Source organism: Actinomadura montaniterrae (assembly GCF_008923365.1).
In the GTDB taxonomy this organism is placed as follows: domain Bacteria; phylum Actinomycetota; class Actinomycetes; order Streptosporangiales; family Streptosporangiaceae; genus Spirillospora; species Spirillospora montaniterrae.
Genome location: NZ_WBMR01000038.1, coordinates 25,266 through 49,438 on the forward strand (window position 1 = coordinate 25,266; position 24,173 = coordinate 49,438).

Below are 24,173 nucleotides of genomic sequence, written 5' to 3' on the forward strand. Positions count from 1 at the left end.
CCCTCCCTAGGCTCGGGCGCGGTCGGGGGTGCCGAGAAGCACATGGTCCGCCTTGGCCCGGCGGTAGTACAGGTGCGCGGGGTGCTCGAACGTGAACCCGATCCCGCCGTGGACGCGGGCGTCCCGGCCCCGCCGTCCGGGCGGCGGGGCCGGAGCGCCGGATCAGCGGAACCGGTCGATCAGCAGCCGGTCCCCGGCGCCGGGCCCGACGCCCCGCACCGACGCGGTGCGGCCGACCTGCGCGAGGTCGTAGACCTGCGGCCAGCCGCCCAGGTCGTTGACGGGACGCGGCACGCTCGTCCAGGACGTGCCGTCGAAGTGCCGGTAGTAGGCGGTGCGGCTGTCCTGCAGCCACACGCCGCCCCGCCCGTCGGGCGCGATGTCGCCGAGGAACCCGACGTCCTGCGCGTAGGTGCGCACCGTCGCGGACGGCGACGGCGTCTTCGTCACGGTGAACGCGGTCCCGTCCCAGTGGACGAGGGTCGGGCCGGAGAACAGCGGGTCCTGCGGGAGCGTGTAGAACCAGACGTCGTCCGGCGACAGCGCGGCGACCTGCAGCACCCAGTGCGGCCAGTCGCCGGGGATGTCCATCTGCGTCCAGCTCGTCCCGTCGTAGTGCCACAGGCCGTCGCCGGACGAGGTCGCGCCGCCGGCCCAGACGTCCTTCGGTGTGCGCGCGGCGAGGGCGTCCAGCAGGGTTCCGCTCGCGAGCGCGAGCCCCTTGTCCGTCCAGGCGCCGCCGGTGCGGCGGAACACGGCGGCACCGCTGCCGTCAGTGTTGGAACCGATCGACCAGGCCCTGCCCCGGGAGTCGACCGAGACCGCCATCGGCAGCGGGCGCGGGTAGGCGACGGCCTTCCACGCGCGGCCGTTCCAGTGCAGTGCCTTCGCCGTGGCGTCGCCGCCGCCCTGCCCGACGGCCCACACGTTGGACGGCCCGCCGGACGCGACGTCCACCAGCTCGGGCGCGGTTCCGGCGGGTGCGGTCTGCGGCGTCCAGGCGCCGTGCCGGTAGCTCAGGATCAGCGGGGCGGACGAGGACGACTGCGTGCCGACGGCCCAGGCGTGCCCGAGGTCGGGCGCCGTGACCCCGTAGAGCGCCGGGGCGGCCAGTCCGGTGATCTCGGTGGCGGTCCAGGCGCCGGGCGGGGCGTCGGCTCGCGCGGCGCCGGTCAGGCCGGTCATGCCGGCGCCCGCAAGGGCGGCGGCGAGGGCGAGCGACGCGGTCCGGCGGGCGGGCAGGGTTCTCACGGGGCGGTCTGCTCCCAGGCGGGGACTCGATCGTGCCAGCATTCACTGGCATGATCGGGCTGTAAAGCCGTCCGGGCCGCCCGTGGCCGGAACCGGCTACCCGCCGGTAGCTCGCCTCACGGGGTCAGCGCCATGCCGTCCAGCACCCGGCCGGCCAGCTCCGCGTCCCCCTTGACCCGCACCTTCACCGCGTCCGGCCCGCACCGCCCGGCGGTGAGCCGCACGTAGCACTCCCAGTCCATGTCCAGCTCGGCCGTCGCCGCGTCCGGCACCTCGCCCGCGAACGCGCCGCGCCCCTCGCCGTCCACCATCACGGCCACCCGGTGCTCCACCGGCCCGCCGATCCGGAACAGCACCGACTGCCCCGGCTCCGCCCCCGCCTTGCGCGCGACCACGAGCGGCAGCCCCTGGGCGAGGATGTCCCAGAAGCAGCCCGCCGCGGGCGCGTCGAGGTTGCCGGGACGGCCCACCGCGCGCCGCACGTCCTGCTCGTGCGTCCAGCAGTCCATCGCGCGGAACCCCATGAACAGCGCGTACGTGCCCTGCTTCCCGTTCGGGAGGGTCGTCGGCTCGTCCGGGTCCTGGCCCGGCAGCTGGGCGAGGCGGCGCTCCAGCACGTCCGCCAGCTCGGCCGCGACCTGCGGCCCGGGAACGGACCGCCGCGCGTGCACGCCGGCCTCCAGGTACCGCCCGAAGTCGTTGCGGACGTGGCCGAACTCGGGGACCTCGACCTCGGGGGCCGGGTCGCCGAGCAGCGCCGCCTCCACCGAGACCAGGTGGGAGAACTGGTCCTTGACCGTCCAGCCCGGGCAGTCGGTCGGGCGGTCCCACTCGGCCGCCCCGAGCGTCGCGGCCAGCGCGAGCGAGGAGCGGACCGTCTGCTCGAACGCGGCGACGTTCCCGCGCATCTCGTCGTTCATCCCGGCGTCCTTCGGCGAGGGGGAAGAGGCGCCCTCAATGTACCGAGACGCCCCGGACGCGCCCGGGCGCCGCCCCTTGGAGGAGAGGCGGCGCCCGGGCAGGGAGGCGGCGCCGTGTCGCCGAACACGGCGCCTGCTGGTCTACGGGCTCTGCTGGTCTGCGGTGCGTGCTGGTCTCAGGACGCGTCGATCGTGTTGCGGATGACGGTGGCGTACGCGGCCTCGCCGGACGCGTTCGGGTGCAGCGGCGCGGCCGCGTGTACCGGGACGTAGCCCTCCAGCCAGCGCTGGGACGCCGACTGGCACGAGTCGTGCCCGGCGCTCGGCGTGACGAGGTCGATGTAGGTGTCGCCGTGCGCCTCGGCCTGCCGCTTGATGACCGCGTTCATGCTGTTCACGGCGCCCTGAAGGAAGTTGGCGTCGGTCGGCAGCACGGGCTGCACCGGCCAGCAGCCGTTCGGCTTGATGTAGAGGCCGTAGCCGGTGACGACGATCCGGGCGTTCGGGGACCGCTGCCGGATACCGTCGAGCACCGCCGACAGCTTCGGCTCGAACTCCGCCGTGCGCTGCGCGACCTGCGCCTCGTACGTCCCCTTGCAGGGCGTCGCCGTCGGGTCGAGGGTGGCGCAGTTCTGCGCGACGCCGACGAGGCCGACGTCGTTGCCGCCGATCGTCAGCGTGACCAGGGAGGTGTCCGCGGTCAGCGCGTCGAACTGCGGCGGGACGGTCCCGGTGTCGACGCCCGCGACGCTGGTGCTCTGCGACTGCGTCATGTGCTTGGTGGACGCGCCGCTGCACGTCACGTCCGCCAGGTTCAGGCCCATCGCGGAGGCGAGGTCGTGCGCGTAGTTGCGGGTGGACCGGCCGCAGCCGACGTTGCCGGTGATGTCGGGGATGAGCGGGCCGGACGCCATCGAGTCGCCGAGCGCGACGTACCGTCCCGCCGCCGCGTGCGCGGGCCCGGCGACCGCCAGGGCCGCGGCCGCCGCCACGATCGAGCCGACAACGCCGCCGAACAGACGCTTCATCAGTTCTCTCCCTGGCCGTCATGGACGATGTCGCCGTGATCGTCCAGACTTTTGACACACCGTTCAATTGGTGCGCGCGCAGAGTTTCCCGGGAGCCGTTGTGCCGGAGGACAACAAGGGGCCGCTGAGCACGGCCGGGCCGCCGTCGGGCGCGCCGGGACCGCCTTCGGGCATGCCGGAGCCGCTGTCGGGCGCGCCGGGGCCGCCTCCGGGCGGGGCCGGGCGGGCGCTGTGCATGGGCGGGCGCCCGCTCGCCGCGCATCTGCGGGCGCGCGCGCCGGAGCTGACCCGCCGCGTCCTGGCACGGCTGCTCGACGAGCTGCCCGCCTACGCCGAGCTGCCGCAGGAGGAGATCGCCGGGGACATCGCCGGGATCGTCCAGCACAGCCTCCGCCAGTTCGCGGACGTGCTGGACCGCCGCCGCCCCGCCGATCCCGGCGAGTTCGGGCGGCAGCGCGACTCGGCCGCTCTGCGCGCCGAGGAGGGCGTGCCGCTGGAGGCGATCCTCACCGCCTACCGGATCGGCGCGGCGATGGCCTGGGACGAGCTCGCCGCCGGCGCCCTGCCGTCCGACCTGCCCGACCTGCAGGAGGCGCTCGGCTACTTCGTCGACTTCCAGGCGCGGCTGACCACCGCCGTCAGCGGCTCCTACCTGGAGGTCCGGCAGGTCCTCGACAGCCAGGAGCAGGGCGGGCGGCACGCGCTGATGACCGCGCTGCTCGCCGGGGAGCCGCTGGAGAGCATCGCCGGCCGGACCGGGCTGCGGCCCGCCGCCCGGTACGCCGTGCTGACGCTCGCGTTCACCCGGACGCCCGACGAGCGCGGCACCGGCCAGCGCGCCCGGGTCGCCGCCCGCCGCAAGATCCGCCGCGTCCGGACGGTGCTGGACCGGTTCGCCGGGGAGCCCGCGCTCACCGCGCTCGACGCGGCCGGCGGCACGGCGCTGCTGCCGTTCGCCGCGCCGCCGTCCTGGGACCTGGTGGACGACCTCGTCGCGCAGGCCGGGAAGGCCGCCGACACCCGCGTCACCGCGGCGGCGGAGATCACCGGGCCGTCCGGGATCCCCGCCGCCGTCACGCAGACCGCCGAGATCATCGACCTCGTCCGCGAGACGGGCCGCCCGCCCGGCCTGTACCGGCTCGCCGACGTCCTGCTCGACTACCAGCTCAGCCGGCCGAGCGGCGCGCTGCCCCTGCTCGCCGGGCTGCTCGAGCCGCTCGACCGCAAGCCCGAGCTGCTGCACACGCTGCGCCGCTACCTGGCGGACGGCCTGGACCGGCGCGCCACCGCGGCGGCCCTGCACGTCCACCCGAACACGGTCGCCTACCGCGTCCGCCGGATCTGCGAGCTGACCGGCCTCGACCCGGCCCGCCCGGCCGACCTGCAGCTGCTGAACGCGGCGCTGGTGGCGCGCCGGTCACTCGGCTAGGACTGGCCGCTAGGGCCAGCGCGGGTCGAGGATGTCGAACTCGTGCGGGAGGCCGAGCGCGTAGCGGGCCTTGTCGTTGGCCTTGAAGAGCGTCCACAGCGGCGACTCGTAGAGCTGGTGCACCGAGCAGCGCGACGCGGTCGACCCGGCCGCGTCCAGCAGCGCGTTCACCGCCTGCCGGCCGCCCTGGTTGGCGCCCTCCATCGTCGTCACGTTGATCGGCGTCTTCACCCAGTCGCCGGCGAGGAACAGGTTCGGGATCTTCGTCTTGGCGTCGGGGCGCAGCTTCCACGAGCCGGGCTGCTGGATGAACAGCGGCGTGTCGTTGGTGACGCCGCTGCCGCTGCGCACGATCGCCGGGTCGAGGAACCACGAGTGCAGCATGTCGTCGGTGAGGACGGTGCCGGTGTCGTTGAGGTGGGCCTTGATCTCGGCCCACGTCTCCGCGGCGATCTCGGCGGGCGTGCACTCGCTCGCCTTCTTCTTGTTGAACGTGCCGGGGGTGAACCAATCGGAGATGATGGACGACAGGCAGTCCTGCACGGTGCCGTCGCCGTAGGTGGAGAAGTCCCGCTTCCAGAACTGCTCCTGGCTGATGGACGTGACCGCCCACGCGGAGTCGCCGTAGTTGACGTGGCCGGGCGCCAGCGGCAGTTTCTTCTTGAGGAAGAATTGCAGGCCGGTCATCCAGTCGGTGCGCAGGCCCTTGATTCCGGCGAGCGACGGGTCCGCCTTGAGGATGTCGGTGCTGAGCAGGTTCACGGCCCGCTCGCACGGCATGGAGACGATGTAGTAGTCGGCCGTGACCGTGCTGGAGCTCCCGTTCGCGGTGACCCCGGCGCCGGTGATGGCGCCGCCGGAGATCTGCAGCGAGTCGACGTTGTAGCCGACGTGGAAGGTGACGCCGAGGCTCTTCAGGTGCGCGATCCATGGGTCGAGCCACATCTCCGACGTCGACCCGTCCAGGACCCGGTCGACGGTCCCGCCGGGCTCGTTGCCGAGGTCGAGGATGCTCCACACCGTCGCCTCGCCGACCTTGGCGATCGAGTGGGTGCTGGCGTCCTTGGACTTGGTCGCGGCCAGGTTGCGGATCGTCCCGTCGGCGATGAACTTGTTGTACTCGTCGGAGAACCGGTCGGCGCGGATGTAGTCCGACCACGTGATGTTCTCCCACTGCCCGAGCTTGCGCGCGTCGCAGCTCGTGACGTAGACGAGCAGTTTCTGCGCGGCGAACGCCGCCTCCGTGAGCGACAGTTTCGCGACCGTCTGCAGCCCGGACTGGATCGTCGCCAGGAAGCTGGCCTTGTCGTAGATGCTGGAGTTCGGCGGCAGCGGGAACGGGAACGGAATGGTCAGGTCGGGCCGTCCCTGCCGCGCCATCATGTACGCGTCGGCGCGGACGAGGTTGTCCCAGCATCCGTTCTTGTTGCCGGGGAACGGCGTCCGGCGCATGTTGTCGGTGAGGTTGAAGTAGAAGCCGGGGAAGAACCGGAACCCGTGCTCGCCCGGGAGGTCGAGGCGCCCGCCCGTGCCGGTGCCGGGCGGGAAGATGCTGCGCGCCTTCCCGCCGAGGGCCGTGCGTTCGTAGACGTCGACCTGGAAGCCGCGGTCGGCCAGTTCGTGGGCCGCGCTGAGCCCGGCGACGCCGCCGCCGAGGACCGCGACCCGTTTCCCGCCGGCGGCCCGCGCCGGCGCCGGTCCCATCGCCATGACGCCCGCCGTGGCGGCGCCCACCAGTCCGGCGTCGCGCAGGAACCGCCTGCGCGTGGTCTCACCCATGGTGACCTCCTCTGGCGCTCCGGCTCTCCCGGAGCCCGCAGGGCGCCCCGCGCCCCCGACCGGGCGCTGCATAAGTGTTGAGTTACTTGTAACACGCTATTAACGCGCCGCCAATAGCAACTGAAAGCACGCCAACACCGGCCACACGCCAACACCGGCCACGCGCCGCCGCCGCGTCCGGCCGCGCTGAGGGACCGGCCGCACGGGCGGGGCCCGTGCGGCCGGTCGGGTCAGGCGGCCGCCACCACCTTGGCGGCCACGGCGGGCGGGACCTCGGCGTACGAGTCGAACTGCATCGAGTGGACCGCGCGGCCCGAGGTGGCGCCGCGCAGGTGGCCGACGTAGCCGAACATCTCCGCGAGCGGGACGAGGGCGCGGACGACCTCGGCGCCGCCGCGCGGGCGGGTGCCCTCGACGCGGCCGCGGCGCGCGTTGAGGTCGCCGATGACCGCGCCCATGTGCTCGGCGGGCGTGGTGACCTCGACGGCCATCACCGGTTCGAGCAGCGCGGGCGACGCGCGGCGGACCGCCTCCTTGAAGGCCAGCGAACCGGCGATCGCGAAGGCGAGCTCGGACGAGTCGATCGTGTGGTGGTCGCCGTCGAGCAGGGTGACGCGCACGCCCGTCATCGGGAAGCCGGCGAGCGGGCCGGTGCGCATGGCGTCCTGGCATCCGTCGTCCACGGACGGCACGAAATGCCGCGGGACGTGCCCGCCGGTCACCTGGTTGACGAACTCATAATGCCCCTCGATCGGCTCGATGGAGAGCTGGACTTTCGCGAACTGCCCCTTTCCGCCGTTCTGCTTCTTGTAGGTCACCTCGACCTTCGAGGCGGCCCGGCGAATGGTCTCCCGGTAGGCGACGCGGGGACGGCCGACCCGCTCGTCGACGCCGTGGTCGTCGCGGAGCCGGTCGACGAGGATCTCCAGGTGGAGCTCCCCCATCCCGCCGATGACGGTCTGGCCGGTCTCGGCGTCGGCGTGCACCTGGAAGGACGGGTCCTCCTCGGCGAGCCGCCGGAGGGCGGCGCCGAGCCGCTCCTGGTCGCCGTTCGAGCGGGGCTCGATGGCGACCTCGATGACCGGGGACGGAAAGTCCATGGACTCCAGCACGACCGGGTGCGCGGGGTCGCAGAGCGTCTCGCCGGTCGTGGTCCGCTTGAGGCCCATGACCGCGACGATGTCGCCCGCGCCCGCCGACGCGATCTCCTCGCGGCTGTTCGCGTGGACGCGGTAGATCTTGCCGATCCGCTCCCTTCCGCCGACGACGCTGTTCAGCACCTGCGTGCCGGTCTCCAGGCGGCCGGAGTAGATCCGGACGAAGGTGAGCCGGCCGAGGTGCCGGTCGGTCATGATCTTGAACGCGAGCGCGGACAGCGGCGCGGCGTCGGACGCGGCGCGCGGGCCGCCCGCGACGTCCAGCGGCGAGGGCAGGTACCGCGCGATCGCGTCCAGCAGCGGCTGGACGCCCTTGTTCCGGTACGCGCTGCCGCACAGCACCGGCGTCGCGATGGACGCGACGGTGAGCCGGCGGATCGCCTCGTGCAGCCGCTCGGCCGGCGGTTCCGCGCCGGCCACGTACAGCTCCATGATCGTGTCGTCGTGCTCGGCGAGCGTCTCGACGAGCCGGGCCCGCCACCGCCGCGCGTCCGCCGCGAGGCCGGGCGGGACGTGCAGGACGTCCGGTTCGCCGCCGTCCGGCCAGACGAGCGCGCGCTCCTCGACCAGGTCGACGACGCCGGTGAAGCCGGCCTCGGCGCCGATCGGCAGCTGCAGGACGAGCGGGACCGCGCCCAGCCGGTCGGCGATCATGTCGACGCAGCGGTGCAGGTCGGCGCCCGGCCGGTCGAGCTTGTTGACGAAGCAGACGCGCGGGACGCCGTACCGGTCGGCCTGCCGCCACACGGTCTCCGACTGCGGTTCGACGCCGGCGACGCCGTCGAACACGGCGACGGCGCCGTCGAGGACGCGCAGGCAGCGTTCGACCTCGATGGTGAAGTCGACGTGGCCCGGGGTGTCGATCAGGTTGATCGTGTGGCCGCGCCAATGGCACGTCGTCGCGGCGGAGGTGATGGTGATTCCGCGCTCGCGTTCCTGGTCCGTCCAATCGAGGGCGGTATTGCCGTCGTGCACTTCGCCGATGCGGTGCGAGACGCCGGTGAAGTAGAGGATCCGCTCGGCGGTGGTGGTCTTGCCGGCGTCGATGTGCGCCATGATCCCGATGTTGCGAACGGTCGTCAGGTCAAGGAAGGTCGCGGTCATCGGGAATCACTCCTTTTCTGGCTCTCGCCGGCAGCGCCGCGGAAATGTTCCGCGGCCACGCGACGATAACCGCGGGCCCGGAATCGGCGCCAAGGGTTTTCCGGCGCTTTCCGGGCCCGGGAGCGATCAGCGGGCGGGATTCAGCAGGCCCGCGGAGACGACGGCGCGGCCGATCGGGCGGGCCAGCTCGGCGAGTCGCTCGCAGCCGGCCTCGCCGAGGGCGGTGTAGGCGGGCAGCGCGAGCTCGTCGGTGCGGTCCTCGATCCGCTGCCGGAACGCCTTCCCCTCGGCGGACAGCTCGTCGCCGTCGAGGAGGCCGCGGGCGCGCAGCGCGTCCTCGGCCGCGGCCCACTCGTCGGCCGGCCACGCGCGGGTGGCCTTGAGGAACGGCGTCGGGACGGTGCCGGTGGCGGCGTGCAGGACGAGGGCTTCGACCGGCGCGACGCCCGCGTCCGTCAGGGCGGCCACGTGCGTGTCGCCGCGGAACTCGCGGAGCAGGGTCTGGGCGTGCCAGAGCCGGTCGATCGGCTCGTCCGGCCAGGGCAGGGCGGCGTGCGCGGCGAACAGGGGGCGGCCGTGCAGGTGGTCGCGGGCGGCCTCGGCGGCGCGGGTGGCGAGGCCGAGGGCCTCCTCGACGCCGTCGACGCGGTCGATGCCGGCGCGGCGCAGGGCGGCGCCGGCCGCGTCGAGGCGGGCGGCGAGCACCTGCTCGGGGGACGCCTTGTCCCAGGCGGCGGGCAGGGCGGCGCGGACGAGATCGGGGTGGAAGTTGTAGAAGGTCGCGATGACGACCTCGGCGGACGCCCGGCCGAACGCGGCGGACCGGGAGGCGAAGTAGCCGGCCGCGCCGTCCAGGCCGAGCGCGGCGTAGCGCTCGGGTCCCTCCGGCACGAAGTAGATCATGCCGTGCACCGGTTCCAGCCGGCGCCAAGCCTCGCGCGCTGCCCGCATCGTCCGTCCTCCGTACCGACCAGTAGGAATTCGAACGTAATTCTAGTTTCCGGCGGCCGTCAATCCCCCGCTTCCCCCGGCCCACCCCCCGACCAGGAAGATCATTGACGAAAGTTCGCACCGCCGGCACCACCGGTTCACCCTCGCCACGCCATGATCAACAGGCTGTCCCCGCAGAGAAGGGTGTCACCGGTGGTGAAGACGCGGACGGCCGCCGTCGCGGCGGTCATGAGCACGGCGGTCCTGAGCACGGCGGTCCTGGGCACGGCCCTCACGGCGGTACCGGCGGTCGCCGCCCCGGCGCCCCCGGGCACCGACGGCGCCGGATCCGGCGAGCGGCCCGCCGCCCGCGCGATGCCGCGCGCGGCGGCGGTCGGGGAGCTGCGCTACACCTCGGCGCTGCCGCTGTCGCCCGGGGTCGTCGCGCGGACGTTCGAGACGTCCGGGATCGGCGGCAAGGCGGTCGGCGACCTGCTGGACGTCGACCTGCGCGCCCCGCACGTCCGGGTCGGCCTGCTGTACCCCGGCGTGGTCGCCCAGCGCGCCACGGTGTCGGACATGGCGAACGCCCAGCACGCGATCGCCGGCGTCAACGGCGACTTCTTCAACATCAGCGAGACCCACGCGGGCGTGCCGCCGACCGGCGCGCCGTCCGGCCCGGAGGTGGACGGCGGCCGGGCGCTGAAGGCCGCCGTGCCGGACGGCCAGCGGTTCGGGCCCGCGCTGCCGCCCGGGACGTCCGCGCGCGACGTGATCGGCGTCGGCGCCGACCGGCGCGGGCACGTGGCGAGCCTGCGGCTGGCCGGGACGGTCCGGGCCCGGCTCGGCACGCTGAAGCTGCGCGGCCTCAACCAGTACGCGCTGCCCGTCGACGGCGTCGGCGCGTTCACGAGCGAGTGGGGCACGGTGTCGCGGCAGCGCGCGGTCTGCGGGACGGACGACGCCCGCAACGACCCGTGCAGCACCGACACCGCCGAGGTGGCGGTGCGGCGCGGCGTCGTCACGAACGTGTCGGACACGGTCGGCGCCGGTGCGATCCCCAAGGGCACGACGGTGCTCGTCGGCCGCGACGGGGGCGCCGCCGCGCTGCGGAAGCTGCGCACGGGCGACCGGGTGAAGATCGGCTACCGGCTCACCGGGAAGGTGCGGTTCCGGTTCGCGGTGGGCGGGTTCCCGATCCTGCGCGGCGGCCGCCCGCTGGACGGCCTGGACGCGGCCGGGCCCGCGCCGCGCACCGCCGCCGGCGTGAGCCGCGACGGCCGCCACCTGTACCTCGCCGTGGTGGACGGCCGGTCGGAGACCAGCGGCGGCGTCACCGTCGCCGAGCTGGCGTCGCTGCTCGCGCGGGCGGGCGCGTCCGCCGGGGTGAACCTCGACGGCGGCGGGTCGTCCGCGTTCGTGGCGCGCGGGCCCGGCGAGGCGTCGGCGACCGTCCGCAACGTCCCGTCCGACGGCCGCGAGCGCGCGGTCGCGAACGGCATCGGCGTGTTCTCCTGACCCGCGGGCGGGGAGAGGTCAGCGGGGCGGGGTCGGGCACAGGTCGTCCAGCATGAGGCGGCTGAGCCGGAGGACCTCCTTCTGCGGGTCCCACAGGCCCGGCGCGTCCGTGCCCGGCCCGTGGTGCGGGCGCTCCAGCCGCCGCTGCAGGCGCTCGGCGTCCGCGAGCTCCTCCTCGCCGGGCGCCTCGGGCAGCCGCCGGACGAGCCCGGCGAGCATCCCGATCATCCGCGCGTGGTCGCGCCGGAACGCCGCGGAGAACCGCAGCTCCGCGGCGTCGGCGTCCATCGCCTCCGCGTGGGTGCCGGCGATCGACCGGACGTACGCCGTCGCGTTCTCGAGCGTGTTCATCAGCCGGGTCGCGGGCCAGCGCTCCGGCTCGTCCCGCCAGCGCAGCGGGTAGCCGCGCAGCTTCGCGCGCGGGTTGGCGCGCATGCTGTCGCGGCCCTGCTCGTAGGCGTGCCGCGCCTGCTCCCGGACGGTCCGCAGCCGCTCGTCCGCCTCGTCCCAGCGCGGCCGCTCGGCGGGGTCGGTGATGGCGGCGGCGAGCGCGTCCATCGCCTCGGCGAGGACGTCCCGCAGCCGCTCCACCGCGTACTCGGCGCGGCGCAGGTAGAGCGGCGGGAACACCAGCGCGTTCACGGCCAGCCCGACCACCAGGCCGACCGCGACGTCCGCCAGCCGCGGCAGCGTGTACCCGACGGCGTCGTGGCCGCCGAGCAGCAGCGCGAACAGCGCGGTGAACGGGACCTGCGACGACTGCCCGCCGAGCCGCCGCCACCCGGACGCCATCATGGAGAGGAACAGCACGACGGCGATCCCGAGGACGTTCGGCCCGATCCAGAGGCCGACCGGTATCGCGAGCGCGGCGCCGAGGACGAACCCGGCGCCGTACGCGAGGCTCTCCCGGACGGACCGGACGACCGACGGGTACACGCCGAGCAGCGCCGCCAGCGGCGCGAAGTACGGTTCGGAGTGCCCGACGGCGTACTTCGCCACCGCCCACGCGACGACGCCCGCGACGACCGCCTTCGCGGTGAGCTTCAGCCGCTCCCGCCAGTACCGCCGCCCCGCCCAGGACAGCACATACCCCCGCAACCCGCTGATCCGCACCGCTGTCCGATTCCCGAAGATCGTCCCTCGAACCGCCCGTATCGGGGCGTGGCCGGGCGCGGTCACATGCCGGGGCCGGTGGCGATCCTCGGGGTGATGACGGCGAGGCGGGCGCCGGTCGGGTCGGTCATCATCGAGTAGCGGCCCGGCTGGACGTCGGCGGGCGGGATGCGGACCGTCGCGCCGAGCTCGGCGGCCCGGGCGGCGGTGACGTCGCAGTCGTCCACCCAGAAGTACGGGATCCAGTGCGGCGGGTAGTGCGGCGGCCACGCGTCGTCCATGGAGACCATGCCGCCGACCGACCAGTCGTCCAGCTTCCAGTTCGTGTAGACCGAGCCGAAGTAGTCGCGGTCCACCGCCTGCCAGCCGAACACCCCGCCGTAGAAGCGCCGCGCCCGCTCGACGTCGCGGGACGCGAGCTCCGCCCAGCACATCGTGAGCGGCCGGTTGACGATGCCGAACTCGATCGCGTTGCCCGGCGTCGCGATGCCGAAGTCCGCGCCCTCCGGGTCCATGCACAGCGCCATCGAGCCGATGCCGGCGTAGTCCGTCGGCGGGATCAGCTCCCGCCCGCCGCCCGCCTTCACCGCGTCGACCGTCGTCTGCAGGTCCACCACCTTGAAGTAGCAGGTCCACGACGGCGGCTGCGCGTCGTCGGCGAGCGACTGCATCCCGGCGACCTCCGGGCCCTGCACGTCGTCGAGCGTGAACATCGTGTAGTCGCCGTAGCCGGGGACGCTCAGCGTGTAGGAGTACCAGCCGAACAGCTCGGTGTAGAACGTCCGCGCGGTCTCGGGGTGCGGGCTGGCCAGGTCGATCCAGCCCGGCCAGCCGGGTGCGGGTCGCGTCGCCTCGGGCATCGTCAGGCCTCCGGTGGGCCGCCGCCCGGCGTGATCACGGCGAGCCGGGCGCCGGCGGGGTCGGCCAGCACCGCGTACCGGCCCGGCTGGATGTCGGTGGGCGGGAGGAGGACGCGGCCGCCGAGGTCGGCGGTCCTCGCCGCGGTGGCGTCGCAGTCCTGGACCCAGAAGTACGGGATCCAGTGCGGCTCGGCCTGGTACCCGTTCTGGCGCAGGTCGTCGATGTCGATGATGCCGCCGAACGACCAGTCCCCCAGCTTCAGGTTCGTGTACGGCGAGTAGTACCGGCGCTCGGCCGTCTGCCAGCCGAAGACCTTGCCGTAGAAGCGGCGGGCCAGGTCGACGTCGTGGCAGGCCAGCTCGACCCAGCACATCGCGCCGGGCTCGTCGACCACGCCCGCGCCCTTGAGGCTGCCCGCCACCCAGAGCGCGAAGTCGGCGCCCTCCGGGTCGGCGCACAGGGCCATCTCGCCGAGGTCGGCGACGCGGATGGGCGGCACCAGCTCGTGCCCGCCCGCGGCCTTGACCGTGTCGAGCGTGGCCTGGAGGTCGTCGGTGCGGAAGTACACCGACCAGGACGGCGGCTGCGCGTCGTCGGCGAGCCGCTGCATCCCGGCGACCTCGGGCCCCTGGACGCCGCCCAGGGTGAAGATGTCGTAGTCGTCGTAGTCCGGGATGGTCAGCGTGTAGGCGTACCACCCGAACAGGCCGCAGTAGAACTCCCGGGACGCCTTCGCGTCGGGGCTCGCGAGTTCCGCCCAGGACGGTCGTCCGGGCGCGTGTCCGTTCACTTCGGGCATGGGGCCGCCTTCAGAGCGCACATGCCCACCACGTTATGGGCGGATATGCCATCGTCACGGACGCGGCGATGCCAGAATACCCCAAAGACCACCCAAAATTGCCCCAACCCGGCGAGCTAGACGCTCACCACGTCCTGCAGCAGACCCCACACGAAGTGCGCCACATAGGACGATCCGTCGGGCGCGGCGAAGCCCACGTGCCAGCGGCTCGGCGCGTCGCCGTCCTGGTGCGCCAGCCCGTCCCAGCGGGCGGCGAGGTCGCCGACCACGCACGTCCACGGGACGAGGTCGTCGACGGTGCGCAGCGCCGGCACCGGCGATCCCGGGTCCCGGACGAGCCACTCCTGCGCCACCGACCCGTCCGGCGCCATCGTGATCTCGAACCGGAGGCCGGGCCACAGCGGGAACGGCGGCCACGACGCCACCTCGCACACGACGTCGCCGACGCGCCGCTCGCCGGCGTCCGCCGGCGGGCCGAGGACCGCCTCGTAGCGGCGCCGCCCGCGCGGGAACGTCCGGGACCGCAGGATCCGCTGCCAGCGCGCGTTGACCTCGCGCATCTCGGTGCGCGTGCCGTCCAGCGCGCGCACCGCGTCCTCGACGAGGCCGGGCTGGTAGTCCGCCATCCGGCGCAGCAGCACGAACTGGAACTCGCGCCGCGCCAACCCCTTCACGCGGCCACGCTACCGCGCGGCCCGGGCGGGCTTCGCCGCGGTCAGACCTTCTTCGCGCCGATCGCCGCCATGATGGTGGGCCAGCTGAGGTTCACCTCGCGGCGCCAGTACTTCCAGTTGTGCATGCCCGGCCCGTACAGGTGGGAGGTGACGGGGACGCCGGCCTGCTTCGCGGCGTTCACGAAGTTGACGGTCATCTGCCCGGCGAGGTCCTCGCCGACGCGGCCCGCGCTGCCGGGAGGGGTGTCGGGGTCGTCGTAGGGGCCGGGCTTGCCGTTGCCGGACGAGACGTACACGCCGGTGCCCTTGAGCCTGCTCACGTTGACGGTCGCGTCGTGCGCCGCCCAGTTCGACCGGTTCAGGATCGGGTCGCCCCAGATCGCGGTGGTGTTGTTCATCAGCGTCAGCACCGCGGGCATGCCGGGCGCGCTGATGTTGAGGGGGCCGCTGTAGGCCGCGGCGTACTTGAACATCCCCTGGTGGCGCTCGGCGTAGGTGATGGAGCCCTGCCCGCCGGACGACAGCCCCATCGCGGCGCGCGAGGACCCGGCGTGGAAGTTGCGCTCCATCAGCGGGATGACCTCGGAGATGTGGAAGCTCTCCCATTCCGGGATGCCGCCCTTGCCGCCGTTCCACCAGTTGCTGTACGAGCCGTTCGAGCCGCCCTCGGGCATGACGACCATCGCGTTGTAGTACTTCGCGACGTTCTCGATGTGGCCGTCGTGGCTCCACGACGTGTACTTGTTGTTGCCGCCGTGGTAGGCGTACACGACCGGGTACGTCGTGGTGCCGCTCGCCTTCCAGCCCTTGGGGACGAACACCCGCGCCTGCACGACCGCGCCGAGCGCCGGGGAGGCGATGCTGACGTCGAACTCCTGCGCGTGCACCTTCTTGATCGCGGTGATGGTGGCGCCGTCGGGGGCCTTGGCGTACTTGCCGCTGCCGATGCCGGGGGGCAGGTGCGGCTTCTCGCCGTGCGAGCCGCTGTTCTTGTCGGGGTCGTTCGAGGCGGGCGTGCCGCCGGTGCCGAACGGGTTGTCGCCCCTGGTGAGCGGGACGTTCGGGACCTTGATCGGCTTGGATGGGGAGGCGCTCGGCGAGGGCGATCCGGTGACCTGCGAGGGCTGGGTGGGCGGTCCGAAGGAGGGGATCGGCTGCGCGTTGCCGGCGGCCTGCGGCTTGCCCTTCGGCACCCCGACCCCGGCCTGGGCGAGCCCGACCATGACGGCGGGCAGGATCACGGCCGCCGCCGCCGTCCCGGCGATGGCGATCTTCCTGTCGGTACGCTTCTTCATGGACTCCCCAGCCGATCAGACCCGAGCCGGACCGCGCGCCAGCCCCGGCCTTGCGCTCACTCGCCCGAAGAAACTACTGTCCCGGCAGTCACATTCGCAAGTATTGACAAAAAATACAATAAAAGTGCCCCCTTCCGGGCATCCCGAAAACCGGGCACCGAAGACCACGGCGAGCCTCCGGTGCCCGTCCCCCTTTTCCCAGGTCGTCCGCGTCCGCGGGCCGCTCGCTTTCGCGGGCTTACTCCGCCGCGGGACCGCCGGGCACTTTTCGGGCCGCCCGCGCCCGGCTCACCGCCAGGCCGATCGGCAACGGGGCCACCTGCAGCACCACCATCACCACGACGAGCCCGGCCCGGGTCGTCCAGCCGCCGTCGTGCAGCGTCGAGAAGATCGCCGGCGGACCGAGCAGGACGCCCAGGTAGGTCACCTGGGACACCAGCCCGCTGGTCGCGCCCATCGTCTCCGGGCTCGGCGCGACGCCCGGGACGCACGTCCAGATCAGCCCGTTGACGAGCCCGATGCCGAGGGAGAAGGCGCAGACGGACGCGCAGGCGCCGAAGTACTGCGTCGGGGGCAGGTAGAGGACGATCCCGCCGACGAGCGTCACCGCGCCGCCGATCAGCGCGAGCCGCCGCGCGCTCTGCCCGGCCTTCAGCAGGTGGCCGACCGACAGCGAGCCCACGATGACGAACCCCTCGGCGATCGTGCCGGCGCCGGCCGCCTCCGACGTCGACACCGCGAACCGGCCGGTGAGGTAGGCGGTCAGCGCGTTCATGATCCCGGTCTGGATGAACGCGGACGCGCCGGAGGCGAGCGCCACCCGGTAGGGCGGCAGCCTCCGCAGCACCGTCCAGATCTCCGACAGCTGCCGGACGGGCGCGCCGGCGTCCCGGGCCGGCAGGAGGAACGCGGTGGCCGCGAGGACGGCCAGCAGGATGGCGTGGCCGCCGAACGCCCAGCGCCAGCGCTCGCCGTGCCCCGCGAGGGGCGCGATGAGGCTGAGCGTCAGGCTGATGCCGACCGCCGTGTGCGACGCCCAGACGCCGAGCGCGACGGCGCGGCGCGCGCCGGTCGTCGTCCGCATGATCATCGTGACGGCGCCGACGGTGAGCGTCAGGTACCCGACGCCCTCCACCAGCCGGCCGGCGAACAGCGTCGCGGTGTTCTGCGCGAGCACGACCACGACGTTGCCGGCCATCGCGAACGCCGACCCGCCGACGATCACCTGCTTGTCGCCGACCCGGTCGATGATCCAGCCGCCGAAGACGGCGGCGACCGCGGTGACCAGGGACGGGATCGAGATGACCCAGCCCGAGACGGTGTGCGACAGGTGGAACCGGTCGGACACGTCCCCGATGACGGGCGCGGACTGCGTCACCAGCGACGTGGCGACGACGCCGTAGACGTAGAGAAGAATGATGCAGGGCCATTTCCCAGGACGCATCGTGAACCCCACTCCGAAGGCTGATGCCCTCATGACTCGGACCGAGAACCGTCAGCGCCAGCCGAGCAGGCGGCGGATATTGCCTCCCATGACCATTTCGAGTTCCGCCTCCCCGAGTTCGGGCAGGGCCGCGGCGAGATGCGTGACGCACCGCCGGTACGGGTGGTGCAGCCGGGACAGATCGCTGGCCCACACGATCCGTTCCGGCCCGAACGCGCCGAGCACCCGGCGCAGCGTCCCGTCCAGGGACGGGAAAGGATAGGCATCGAGGGCGTAGTCGCCGACTCCGGCGGCCTTCACGTGGACGTTCGGATGCGCCGCGAGGGCCAGCAGCTCCGGCAGGTGCGCGAACGCCGACGGGCCGGAGGCGCCGCGGGGCACGCCCAGGTGGTCGACGATGATCCGCAGGTCGGGGTGCCTTCGGGCGATCCCGGTGACCCGGTCCAGCGCGCCGGGGATCAGCAGCGCGACGGTGAGCCCGGCCTCCTCGGCGGCGGGCCAGACCGCGTCCAGGGCGCCGTCCAGGAGCGGTTTGACCCGCTCTTCGGTATTGAGCAGGAAACGCATTCCGAGCATGCCCGGCTGCTCTTTCCAGGTACGCACCGCTTTCGCGGGTTCCGCGATTCCCGGATCGAGCAGGCCCATGACGGCGAAACGGTCGGGGGCGTCCTGTGCGAGCCGCAGGGAATAGTCGTTTCCGGATGGGTCCCAGAGCGGCGGGACGAGCACGGCGCGGTGGACGCCGGCCTCCGCCATTTCCTTTTCCAGGACCGCGCGGGTGATGGGCGGCCGGCGGTGGTGCCCGGTCGATTCACCGTCCGACCACGCGTGGACCTGCGCGTCGACGATCAGCATGGGACTCCTGTCGTGCGGGGTGGGATGGCCGGCCGGCCGCGGGGTGGAGGCCGGTCGGCGGTGGGGTGGGATTCCGGCGGTGGGCCGGTCAGGCGAGGTCGAACAGCCGTCCGGCGCCGGGGATGCGGCCGGTCCATCCGGCGGCCTTGAGCACGGCCCAGAGCATCGCCTGGTTGCTGGTGACCACCGGCCGGCCGATCTCGCGCTCCAGCCGCCCGGCCGCCTCGAACGCGCGGACGTTCGCGCAGGACAGCAGCACCGCGCCGTGCGCGTCGTCGATGCGGTCGCGCACGAACCCGGCGATCTTCCCGGGGTCCATCAGCGCCGCGACCTTCGCGTCGGTGAAGTCGAGCGAGACGGTGTCCTTCACGCCGACGCCGGACGCGACCAGCGAGTCGCGCTCGATCCGCGAGAACTCGTTGGTGAACGGGCAGACGTGCAGCACGTCGCCGGCGTCCAGCGCGGCGAGCGCCTCCTTGATCGCGACCATCGTGTTGGTCGACGGGACGCCGAGCGCCTCGGTCATCCGCCGGGCCAGCCGCGCGTCGCAGTCGCCGCCGAGCGCGACGCTCGCCCCGGTGCAGTTGAACGCGATCGCGTCCGGCGCCATGTCGGCGGCGTAGGCGGCCTCGTCCACCGCCTCCAGGTGCGCCCGCATGAGGCTCTCCATCGTCACCCGCCCGGCTTCCTTGCGCAGCCGGATCCGGTGTACGTGGTAGGCGACGTCGCGGGGGCAGAAGGCGCGGAAGTCGTCCTCGGCGATGGTGTTCAGGGACGGGACGACCATCCCGACGCGCAGCGTGCTCACTGGGCCTCCTTCAGGCTCGCGGTGGCGGCCGCCTCCTGCGGCGGCGGCCCTTCGAGTCCCTCGTCGATCGCCTCCAGCGACCGTCCGCGCACGTCGATCCCGCCGGCCAGGTACGTCACGCCGCACACCAGCAGGCAGGCGCCCAGGAAGGCGAAGGCGGGGACGACCGCGGACATCGTCGCCTGCGGCCGGACGATGTCGCTCGACCCGACCAGCAGCGCCAGCCCGAGCGGCCCGAGGATCTTGCCGACCGACCCGGTCAGCCCGGCGTAGCCGGAGCCGCTGCCGCGCAGCCGCGACGGCCAGATCTCCGTCGAGTACAGGGCGCAGACCGAGAAGCCGCCGTCCGCGAACACGAACGCCAGCAGCAGCGGCAGCCAGAACAGCGAGGACGACAGCAGGTCGCCGTGCCCGACGAACCCGGCGAGCAGCGTGGCGACGGCGGCGGCGACCGCGAAGTACCCGCCGGTCGGGCCGCGGCCGATCCGGTCCGCCAGCCGCGCCGCGGCCAGCCGGGACGCCATGCCGAGCACGCTGAAGACGATCATGATGCGGGACGCCTCGTCCGGGTCGACGGACAGGATCTGCGACAGCAGCATCGGCGCCCACAGGACGATCCCGTAGTACCCCGTCATCAGGCCGAGGTTGATCAGCGTGGTGGTGGTGACGTGCCGCGGGAAGCGGAAGATCCGCACCCACCTGTCGTCGCCGGCGGGCCGTGACACGTGGATCTCGCCGGTGTACTCGTCCTGGCCGAGCGCCCACGCGACCGACCTGCGGGCGGACGCGTCGCGGCCGTGCAGGCTGAGCCACCGGGCGGACTCGGGGATGAAGAACGCGCCGATCAGCGCGACGACGGCCGGCAGCGCGCCGAGCGCGAACGTCCACCGCCACCCGATCCACGGGATGATGTAGGACCCGCTGAACGAGCCGAGCAGCAGGCCGCCGGTCGTGATGGCGGAGACCACGCCGGTGAGCAGGCCGCGCCGCTTCGGCGGGATGAACTCCTGCACGAGCGCGACCTGGATGAAGTACCCGGCGGTGCAGAACCCCATGACCGTGCGCAGCACGGCCATGTACTGCCAGTTCCCGTCCGGCGTGAACGCGAGACCGAGGCTGGAGAACGCCAGGATCAGCAGCGACACGACGAGGACGGGCTTGCGGCCGAACCGGTCCGCCACCCGGCCCCACACGACGCCGCCGACGACCGCTCCGGCGCCGGACGCGAGCAGGACCACCCCCATCACGCCGTAGGTGAGCCCCCAGGGCTTCACGAGGAAGCCCATGATGAAGCCGATCAGGTACGCGTCCCAGAACTCAAGCATGCTGCCGATGCCGACGATGCCGAGCAGCGTCCACTGGTTCCGGGAGAGCCGCGTTTGGTGCTGGAATGGGCTGATCCCCATTTCCGGTGCCTGCATGGTGAGCCTCCGAATCCGCCCCGATTCCGTTGGCGGGTTTCTGTTCCCCACTGGTGAAGCCGTGCGCCGGCGGCGTCGCCCCGCCGCCGGCGCGGTCGAGACGGGAGCTCAGCCTTCCTCGACGCGGTTGCGCAGGACGCCGACCCGGTCGATCGAGATCTCGCAGACGTCGCCGGGCCTCATGAACACCGGCGGCTTGCGGGAGAACCCGACGCCGCTGGGCGTCCCGGTGGCGAGGATGTCGCCGGGGTACAGCGGCGCGATCGACGAGGCGTACTCGATGAACGCCGGGATCTTGTGCACCATGTGGCCGGCGGTGTCGTCCTGCATGACGCGGCCGTTCAGCCTCGTGACGATGCGCAGATCGTCGACGTCGCCGACCTCGTCGCGCGGCACGATCCACGGGCCGATCGCCCCGCTGCGGTAGAAGTTCTTGCCCGGCGTGATCTGCCGGGTGTGGAACTGCCAGTCGCGGACGCTGCCCTCGTTCATGACGGTGTAGCCCGCGACGTGCGCGTACGCCTCGTCCTGCGGGATCCGGTGGCCGGGCTTGCCGATGACGACGGCCAGCTCGCCCTCGAAGTCGAACTGCTCGCTGACGCCGGGGTGGCGCAGCGGCTGCTCGTGCGCGGCGAACGAGTCGCGCGCCCGCGCGAACATCGCCGGCTTCTTCGGCAGTTCCTGGACGCGTCCGGCGTTCTGGACCTCGTCGTGGTGCTCGACGTAGTTCAGCGCCAGGCACCAGATGTGGACGGGGTCGGCGATCGGCGCCAGGTAGGCGATGTCGTCGAGGGCGTAGTCGGCGGGCTCCCGCGCCGCCGCGACCACCTCGTCGGGGAAGTCGCCGGCGATGAGGTCCTTCAGCGTCGCGAACCGGTCGCCGAACCGTTTGCCGAGGTCCACCACGCCGTCGCCGGAGACGGCGCCGTAGGTGTCACTGCCTCCGACCGAGAAACTCAGGTACTTCACGGCGTCCCTCCTCAGACCAGGCCCGCGTAGGATCCGCCGTCGAGCTGCAGGTTCTGCCCGGAGATGTAGCCCGCCTGCGCGCTGCACAGGTACGCGCACGCGTCGCCGAACTCCGCCGGGTCGCCGAGCCGCTTGGCGGCGATGGTCGCGGCGATCCGCGCCTTCGCCTCGGCGGTGGTGATGCCGTCGCGCTTGGAGATCCGCTCGGCCATGAACCTCTGCCGGTCGGTGTCGAACCGCTCGGGCAGCATGTTGTTGATCGTCACGTTGTCGACGACGCTGTCGCGCTGCACCGACTTGCTGAGCGCGGTCAGCCCGGCGCGGACCGCCGCGGACAGGCCCATCGTCGCGCTCGGCGACTTCACCATCGCCGAGGTGATGTTGACGATCCGGCCGAACCGGCGCGCGCGCATGCCCGGCACGTAGGTCTTGATGAAGAAGATCGGCGCGAGCATGTTCGCCTCGACGCCGGCGAGCCAGTCGTCCCGGTCCCAGTCGGCGATCTTCCCCGGGGTGGGGCCGCCGTTGTTGTTGACCAGGATGTCCGGCTCGGGGCAGGCGGCGACGACGGCCGCCCGCCCCTCCTCGGTGTTCAGGTCGGCAACGATGATCTCCGGCCGCTTGCTCGCGACCGCCTCGACCTGGTCGGCGGCCTTCTCCAGGGCGTCGCGGTCGCGGCCGTTGATGAAGACGTGGCAGCCCTCGCGGGCGAGGGCGGTCGCGCACGCGAGGCCGAGGCCCCGCGACGAGGCGCAGACCAGCGCCGTCTTTCCGGAAATTCCCAGATCCATTGTTCAGTCCTTGTTCGGGCGTCTATGTCAGGCGTCTCGTTCGGGGTGCGCCCCTCAGGCGGCGACGGCGGTCTTGAGCCGCGGATAGACCTTCAGGTGGTTGTTGAAGAACACGTCCTGGCGCTGCGCGCCGGAAAGGTTCGGCGTGCTCGCGACGTACCGCCTGGTGTCGTCGTAGTTGTGGCCGGTCTCCGGGTCGATCCCCTTCACCGCGCCGATCATTTCCGAGCCGAAGACGATGTTCTCGTGCGGGACGACCTTGGTCAGCAGGTCGATGCCGGCCTGGTGGTAGACGCAGGTGTCGAAATAGACGTTGCGGAGGATCCCCTCGTCCAGCGTGCCGAGGCCCATGTCCTGGGCGAGGCCGCGGTAACGTCCCCAGTGGTAGGGGACGGCGCCGCCGCCGTGCGGGATGACGAAACGCAGCGTCGGAAAGTCCTTGAACAGCTGCGGCTCCAGCAGGAACTGCATGAACACCGTCGTGTCGCCGTTCAGGTAATGGGCGCCGACATGGTGGAAGCAGGGGTTGCAGGACGCGCTGACGTGGATCATCGCGGGGACGTCCAGCTCCACCATCTTCTCGTAGAGCGGGTAGTAGACCCGGTCGGTGAGCGGCGGGTCCGTCCAGTAGCCGCCGGACGGGTCGGGGTTCAGGTTGCAGCCGACGAAGCCCAGTTCGGTGACGCAGCGCTCCAGTTCCTTGACGGACGCGGACAGGTCCTGGCCGGGCGACTGCGGCAGCTGGCAGACGGCCGCGAAATTGTCCGGGAAGAGCGTGCACACGCGGTGGATGAGGTCGTTGCAGAGCTCCGACCATTCGATGCTCTTCCCCAGGTCGCCCAGATGATGGCCCATCTGGCCCGCGATCGGGGAGAAGAGCGTCAGGTCGAGGCCGCGCTCGTCCTGCTCCTTGATCTGCCTGCTCCGCAGCGCCTCGCGCAACTCGTCGTCACCGATGCCGAGCGGTGCCCCGTAAACGCCGCCCTCGTGGTCGAGCTGGCGGCGACGCCATTCGTGGAGCGTCTTCGGCACGGTGGTGAAATGTCCGTGACAGTCGATGATCACTGCCGTCTCCTCGGTCGTCGGTAATGGCTAGGGCAGGGGCGGGACGAGCGGGGAGGCCTGCTCGACGAACCGTTTCGAGGGCTTCTCGCCGGTGTCGTAGCTCATGCCCTCGCCGATCCGGATGAGGTTGAACTTGCTGTTCGCGGTCAGCCGCTCCTGCGAGATCCAGTGCTCGTGCATCTGCTCGAACGGGCTCATCCAGTAGTTGAAGATCTGGCTGCCGAGCGCGTGCCGCCCGATGCCGCGGACGTGGTCGCGGCCCGCCCCCGCCATGTGGTCGAAGCCGAAGAAGATGTCGTCCACGCCCTCCACCTCGTAGGAGACGTGGTGCATCCCGTCCTTCCGGCCCCGGAGCAGGAAGATCACGTGGTGGTCGACCGGCTCCTCCCCGAGGTCGACCCGGTTGAACTGGCCGAGCGTGTTGCCGGTCTCCCCGACGAACAGCTCGTCGCTCGGGATGACGCCGAGGGTGCGCTGGTACCAGTCGATGACCTCCGGCAGGTTCCGCGACATGTACGCGGTGTGCGCGATCCGCCTGATCCGGGCCGGTCCGGTCGTGCGGCTCTCCCCCTCGGGGCCGCGGACGAGCGGTCGCGGCGGGAGCGGGGCCACGCGTTCGCGGCCCGCCACCAGCTCGATCCCCAGGCCGTCGGGGCCGCGCAGCCGGACGCGCTCGCCGCCGCCGGGCGCGTCCAGCGGCTCGACGGGCCCGGCGCCGGGCAGCTTCGCCGCCTCCGCCAGGCGCTCCGGGTCGGCGAGGTCGTAGGCGAAGCCGGCGGCGCCGGGGTCGCCCAGCTCGGTGACGTGCAGGAACGGCGAGTCGCCGATGCCGCGCATGTAGAGCCGCCGCGCGTCCCGCGCCACGGTGACCATCCCGAAGTCCTCGAGGAACGCCTGCATGCGGCCGAGGTCGGGAGCGCTGAGGCGGACGTAGGCCATTCCTGAGATCAATGAGGGCACGT

At 72.6% G+C, this 24,173-nt stretch carries 21 protein-coding genes and 1 pseudogene; 2 read left to right on the forward strand and 20 right to left on the reverse strand.

The window, feature by feature from the left end:
* Positions 1-6 precede the first annotated feature (6 nt).
* The 4 genes and pseudogenes from F9B16_RS52675 to F9B16_RS16000 form a co-directional block, all read right to left on the reverse strand.
* Positions 7-117: pseudogene (locus F9B16_RS52675) on the reverse strand (acyl-CoA dehydrogenase family protein); the annotation flags it as partial.
* A 45-nt stretch (positions 118-162) separates the two neighbouring features.
* Positions 163-1,251: a hypothetical protein gene (locus F9B16_RS15990; RefSeq protein ID WP_151540864.1), complete on the reverse strand. Its 1,089-nt coding sequence runs from the start codon at positions 1,249-1,251 to the stop codon at positions 163-165.
* Positions 1,252-1,367: 116 nt separating this feature from the next.
* Positions 1,368-2,171: a maleylpyruvate isomerase family mycothiol-dependent enzyme gene (locus F9B16_RS15995; RefSeq protein WP_151540865.1), complete on the reverse strand. Its 804-nt coding sequence runs from the start codon at positions 2,169-2,171 to the stop codon at positions 1,368-1,370.
* 176 nt (positions 2,172-2,347) lie between these two features.
* On the reverse strand, positions 2,348-3,199 hold the full coding sequence (locus F9B16_RS16000) for an SGNH/GDSL hydrolase family protein (protein ID WP_151540866.1): 852 nt from the start codon (positions 3,197-3,199) through the stop codon (positions 2,348-2,350).
* A 100-nt stretch (positions 3,200-3,299) separates the two neighbouring features.
* On the opposite strand from F9B16_RS16000, the gene F9B16_RS16005 reads away from it, so the two are divergent.
* The gene (locus F9B16_RS16005) at positions 3,300-4,628 is read left to right on the forward strand and encodes a PucR family transcriptional regulator (protein ID WP_225991666.1); all 1,329 of its coding nucleotides are present in this window, start codon (positions 3,300-3,302) and stop codon (positions 4,626-4,628) included.
* Positions 4,629-4,637: 9 nt separating this feature from the next.
* Here F9B16_RS16005 and F9B16_RS16010 read toward each other — a convergent pair whose 3' ends face one another.
* From F9B16_RS16010 to F9B16_RS16020, 3 genes are all read right to left on the reverse strand, one after another.
* Positions 4,638-6,407: a hydroxysqualene dehydroxylase gene (locus F9B16_RS16010; protein WP_151540867.1), complete on the reverse strand. Its 1,770-nt coding sequence runs from the start codon at positions 6,405-6,407 to the stop codon at positions 4,638-4,640.
* A 230-nt stretch (positions 6,408-6,637) separates the two neighbouring features.
* Positions 6,638-8,668 (reverse strand): elongation factor G, encoded by a 2,031-nt coding sequence (fusA, locus tag F9B16_RS16015; RefSeq protein WP_151540868.1) that lies wholly within the window; start codon positions 8,666-8,668, stop codon positions 6,638-6,640.
* 126 nt (positions 8,669-8,794) lie between these two features.
* A complete protein-coding gene (locus F9B16_RS16020; protein ID WP_151540869.1) occupies positions 8,795-9,619 on the reverse strand; it encodes an SCO6745 family protein in 825 nt (274 codons plus the stop codon).
* A 192-nt stretch (positions 9,620-9,811) separates the two neighbouring features.
* On the opposite strand from F9B16_RS16020, the gene F9B16_RS16025 reads away from it, so the two are divergent.
* Positions 9,812-11,116 (forward strand): phosphodiester glycosidase family protein, encoded by a 1,305-nt coding sequence (locus F9B16_RS16025; RefSeq protein ID WP_225991667.1) that lies wholly within the window; start codon positions 9,812-9,814, stop codon positions 11,114-11,116.
* An 18-nt stretch (positions 11,117-11,134) separates the two neighbouring features.
* On the opposite strand, the gene F9B16_RS50895 is transcribed toward F9B16_RS16025, so the two are convergent.
* The 13 genes from F9B16_RS50895 to F9B16_RS16085 all read right to left on the reverse strand — a co-directional run bounded on the left by F9B16_RS50895 (position 11,135) and on the right by F9B16_RS16085 (position 24,171).
* Positions 11,135-12,214 (reverse strand): FUSC family protein, encoded by a 1,080-nt coding sequence (locus F9B16_RS50895; RefSeq protein ID WP_192808816.1) that lies wholly within the window; start codon positions 12,212-12,214, stop codon positions 11,135-11,137.
* Positions 12,215-12,291: 77 nt separating this feature from the next.
* Positions 12,292-13,089 (reverse strand): VOC family protein, encoded by a 798-nt coding sequence (locus F9B16_RS50900; RefSeq protein ID WP_192808817.1) that lies wholly within the window; start codon positions 13,087-13,089, stop codon positions 12,292-12,294.
* 2 nt (positions 13,090-13,091) lie between these two features.
* A complete protein-coding gene (locus F9B16_RS16035) occupies positions 13,092-13,889 on the reverse strand; it encodes a VOC family protein (RefSeq protein WP_151540871.1) in 798 nt (265 codons plus the stop codon).
* A gap of 116 nt (positions 13,890-14,005) precedes the next feature.
* The gene (locus F9B16_RS16040) at positions 14,006-14,563 is read right to left on the reverse strand and encodes a hypothetical protein (RefSeq protein ID WP_225991668.1); all 558 of its coding nucleotides are present in this window, start codon (positions 14,561-14,563) and stop codon (positions 14,006-14,008) included.
* Positions 14,564-14,604: 41 nt separating this feature from the next.
* Positions 14,605-15,858: an alpha/beta hydrolase gene (locus F9B16_RS16045; protein WP_151540872.1), complete on the reverse strand. Its 1,254-nt coding sequence runs from the start codon at positions 15,856-15,858 to the stop codon at positions 14,605-14,607.
* A 238-nt stretch (positions 15,859-16,096) separates the two neighbouring features.
* Entirely contained in the window at positions 16,097-17,302 is a 1,206-nt protein-coding gene (locus tag F9B16_RS16050; RefSeq protein ID WP_192808818.1) for an MFS transporter, read from the reverse strand.
* A gap of 51 nt (positions 17,303-17,353) precedes the next feature.
* Positions 17,354-18,157 (reverse strand): amidohydrolase family protein, encoded by an 804-nt coding sequence (locus tag F9B16_RS16055; RefSeq protein ID WP_151540874.1) that lies wholly within the window; start codon positions 18,155-18,157, stop codon positions 17,354-17,356.
* An 88-nt stretch (positions 18,158-18,245) separates the two neighbouring features.
* A complete protein-coding gene (locus F9B16_RS16060) occupies positions 18,246-18,965 on the reverse strand; it encodes a maleate cis-trans isomerase family protein (RefSeq protein WP_151540875.1) in 720 nt (239 codons plus the stop codon).
* A complete protein-coding gene (locus tag F9B16_RS16065; RefSeq protein ID WP_151540876.1) occupies positions 18,962-20,386 on the reverse strand; it encodes an MFS transporter in 1,425 nt (474 codons plus the stop codon). The genes F9B16_RS16060 and F9B16_RS16065 overlap by 4 nt, the downstream gene beginning before the upstream one ends.
* Positions 20,387-20,494: 108 nt before the next feature.
* Positions 20,495-21,355: a fumarylacetoacetate hydrolase family protein gene (locus F9B16_RS16070; RefSeq protein ID WP_151540877.1), complete on the reverse strand. Its 861-nt coding sequence runs from the start codon at positions 21,353-21,355 to the stop codon at positions 20,495-20,497.
* Between the two features lie 11 nt (positions 21,356-21,366).
* Positions 21,367-22,146 carry an SDR family oxidoreductase gene (locus F9B16_RS16075; protein WP_151540878.1) on the reverse strand — a complete coding sequence of 260 codons (780 nt, stop codon included), beginning with the start codon at positions 22,144-22,146 and terminating at the stop codon, positions 21,367-21,369.
* 54 nt (positions 22,147-22,200) lie between these two features.
* Positions 22,201-23,211 carry an amidohydrolase family protein gene (locus tag F9B16_RS16080; protein WP_151540879.1) on the reverse strand — a complete coding sequence of 337 codons (1,011 nt, stop codon included), beginning with the start codon at positions 23,209-23,211 and terminating at the stop codon, positions 22,201-22,203.
* A gap of 27 nt (positions 23,212-23,238) precedes the next feature.
* Positions 23,239-24,171 carry a VOC family protein gene (locus tag F9B16_RS16085; protein ID WP_151540880.1) on the reverse strand — a complete coding sequence of 311 codons (933 nt, stop codon included), beginning with the start codon at positions 24,169-24,171 and terminating at the stop codon, positions 23,239-23,241.
* Positions 24,172-24,173 lie beyond the last annotated feature (2 nt).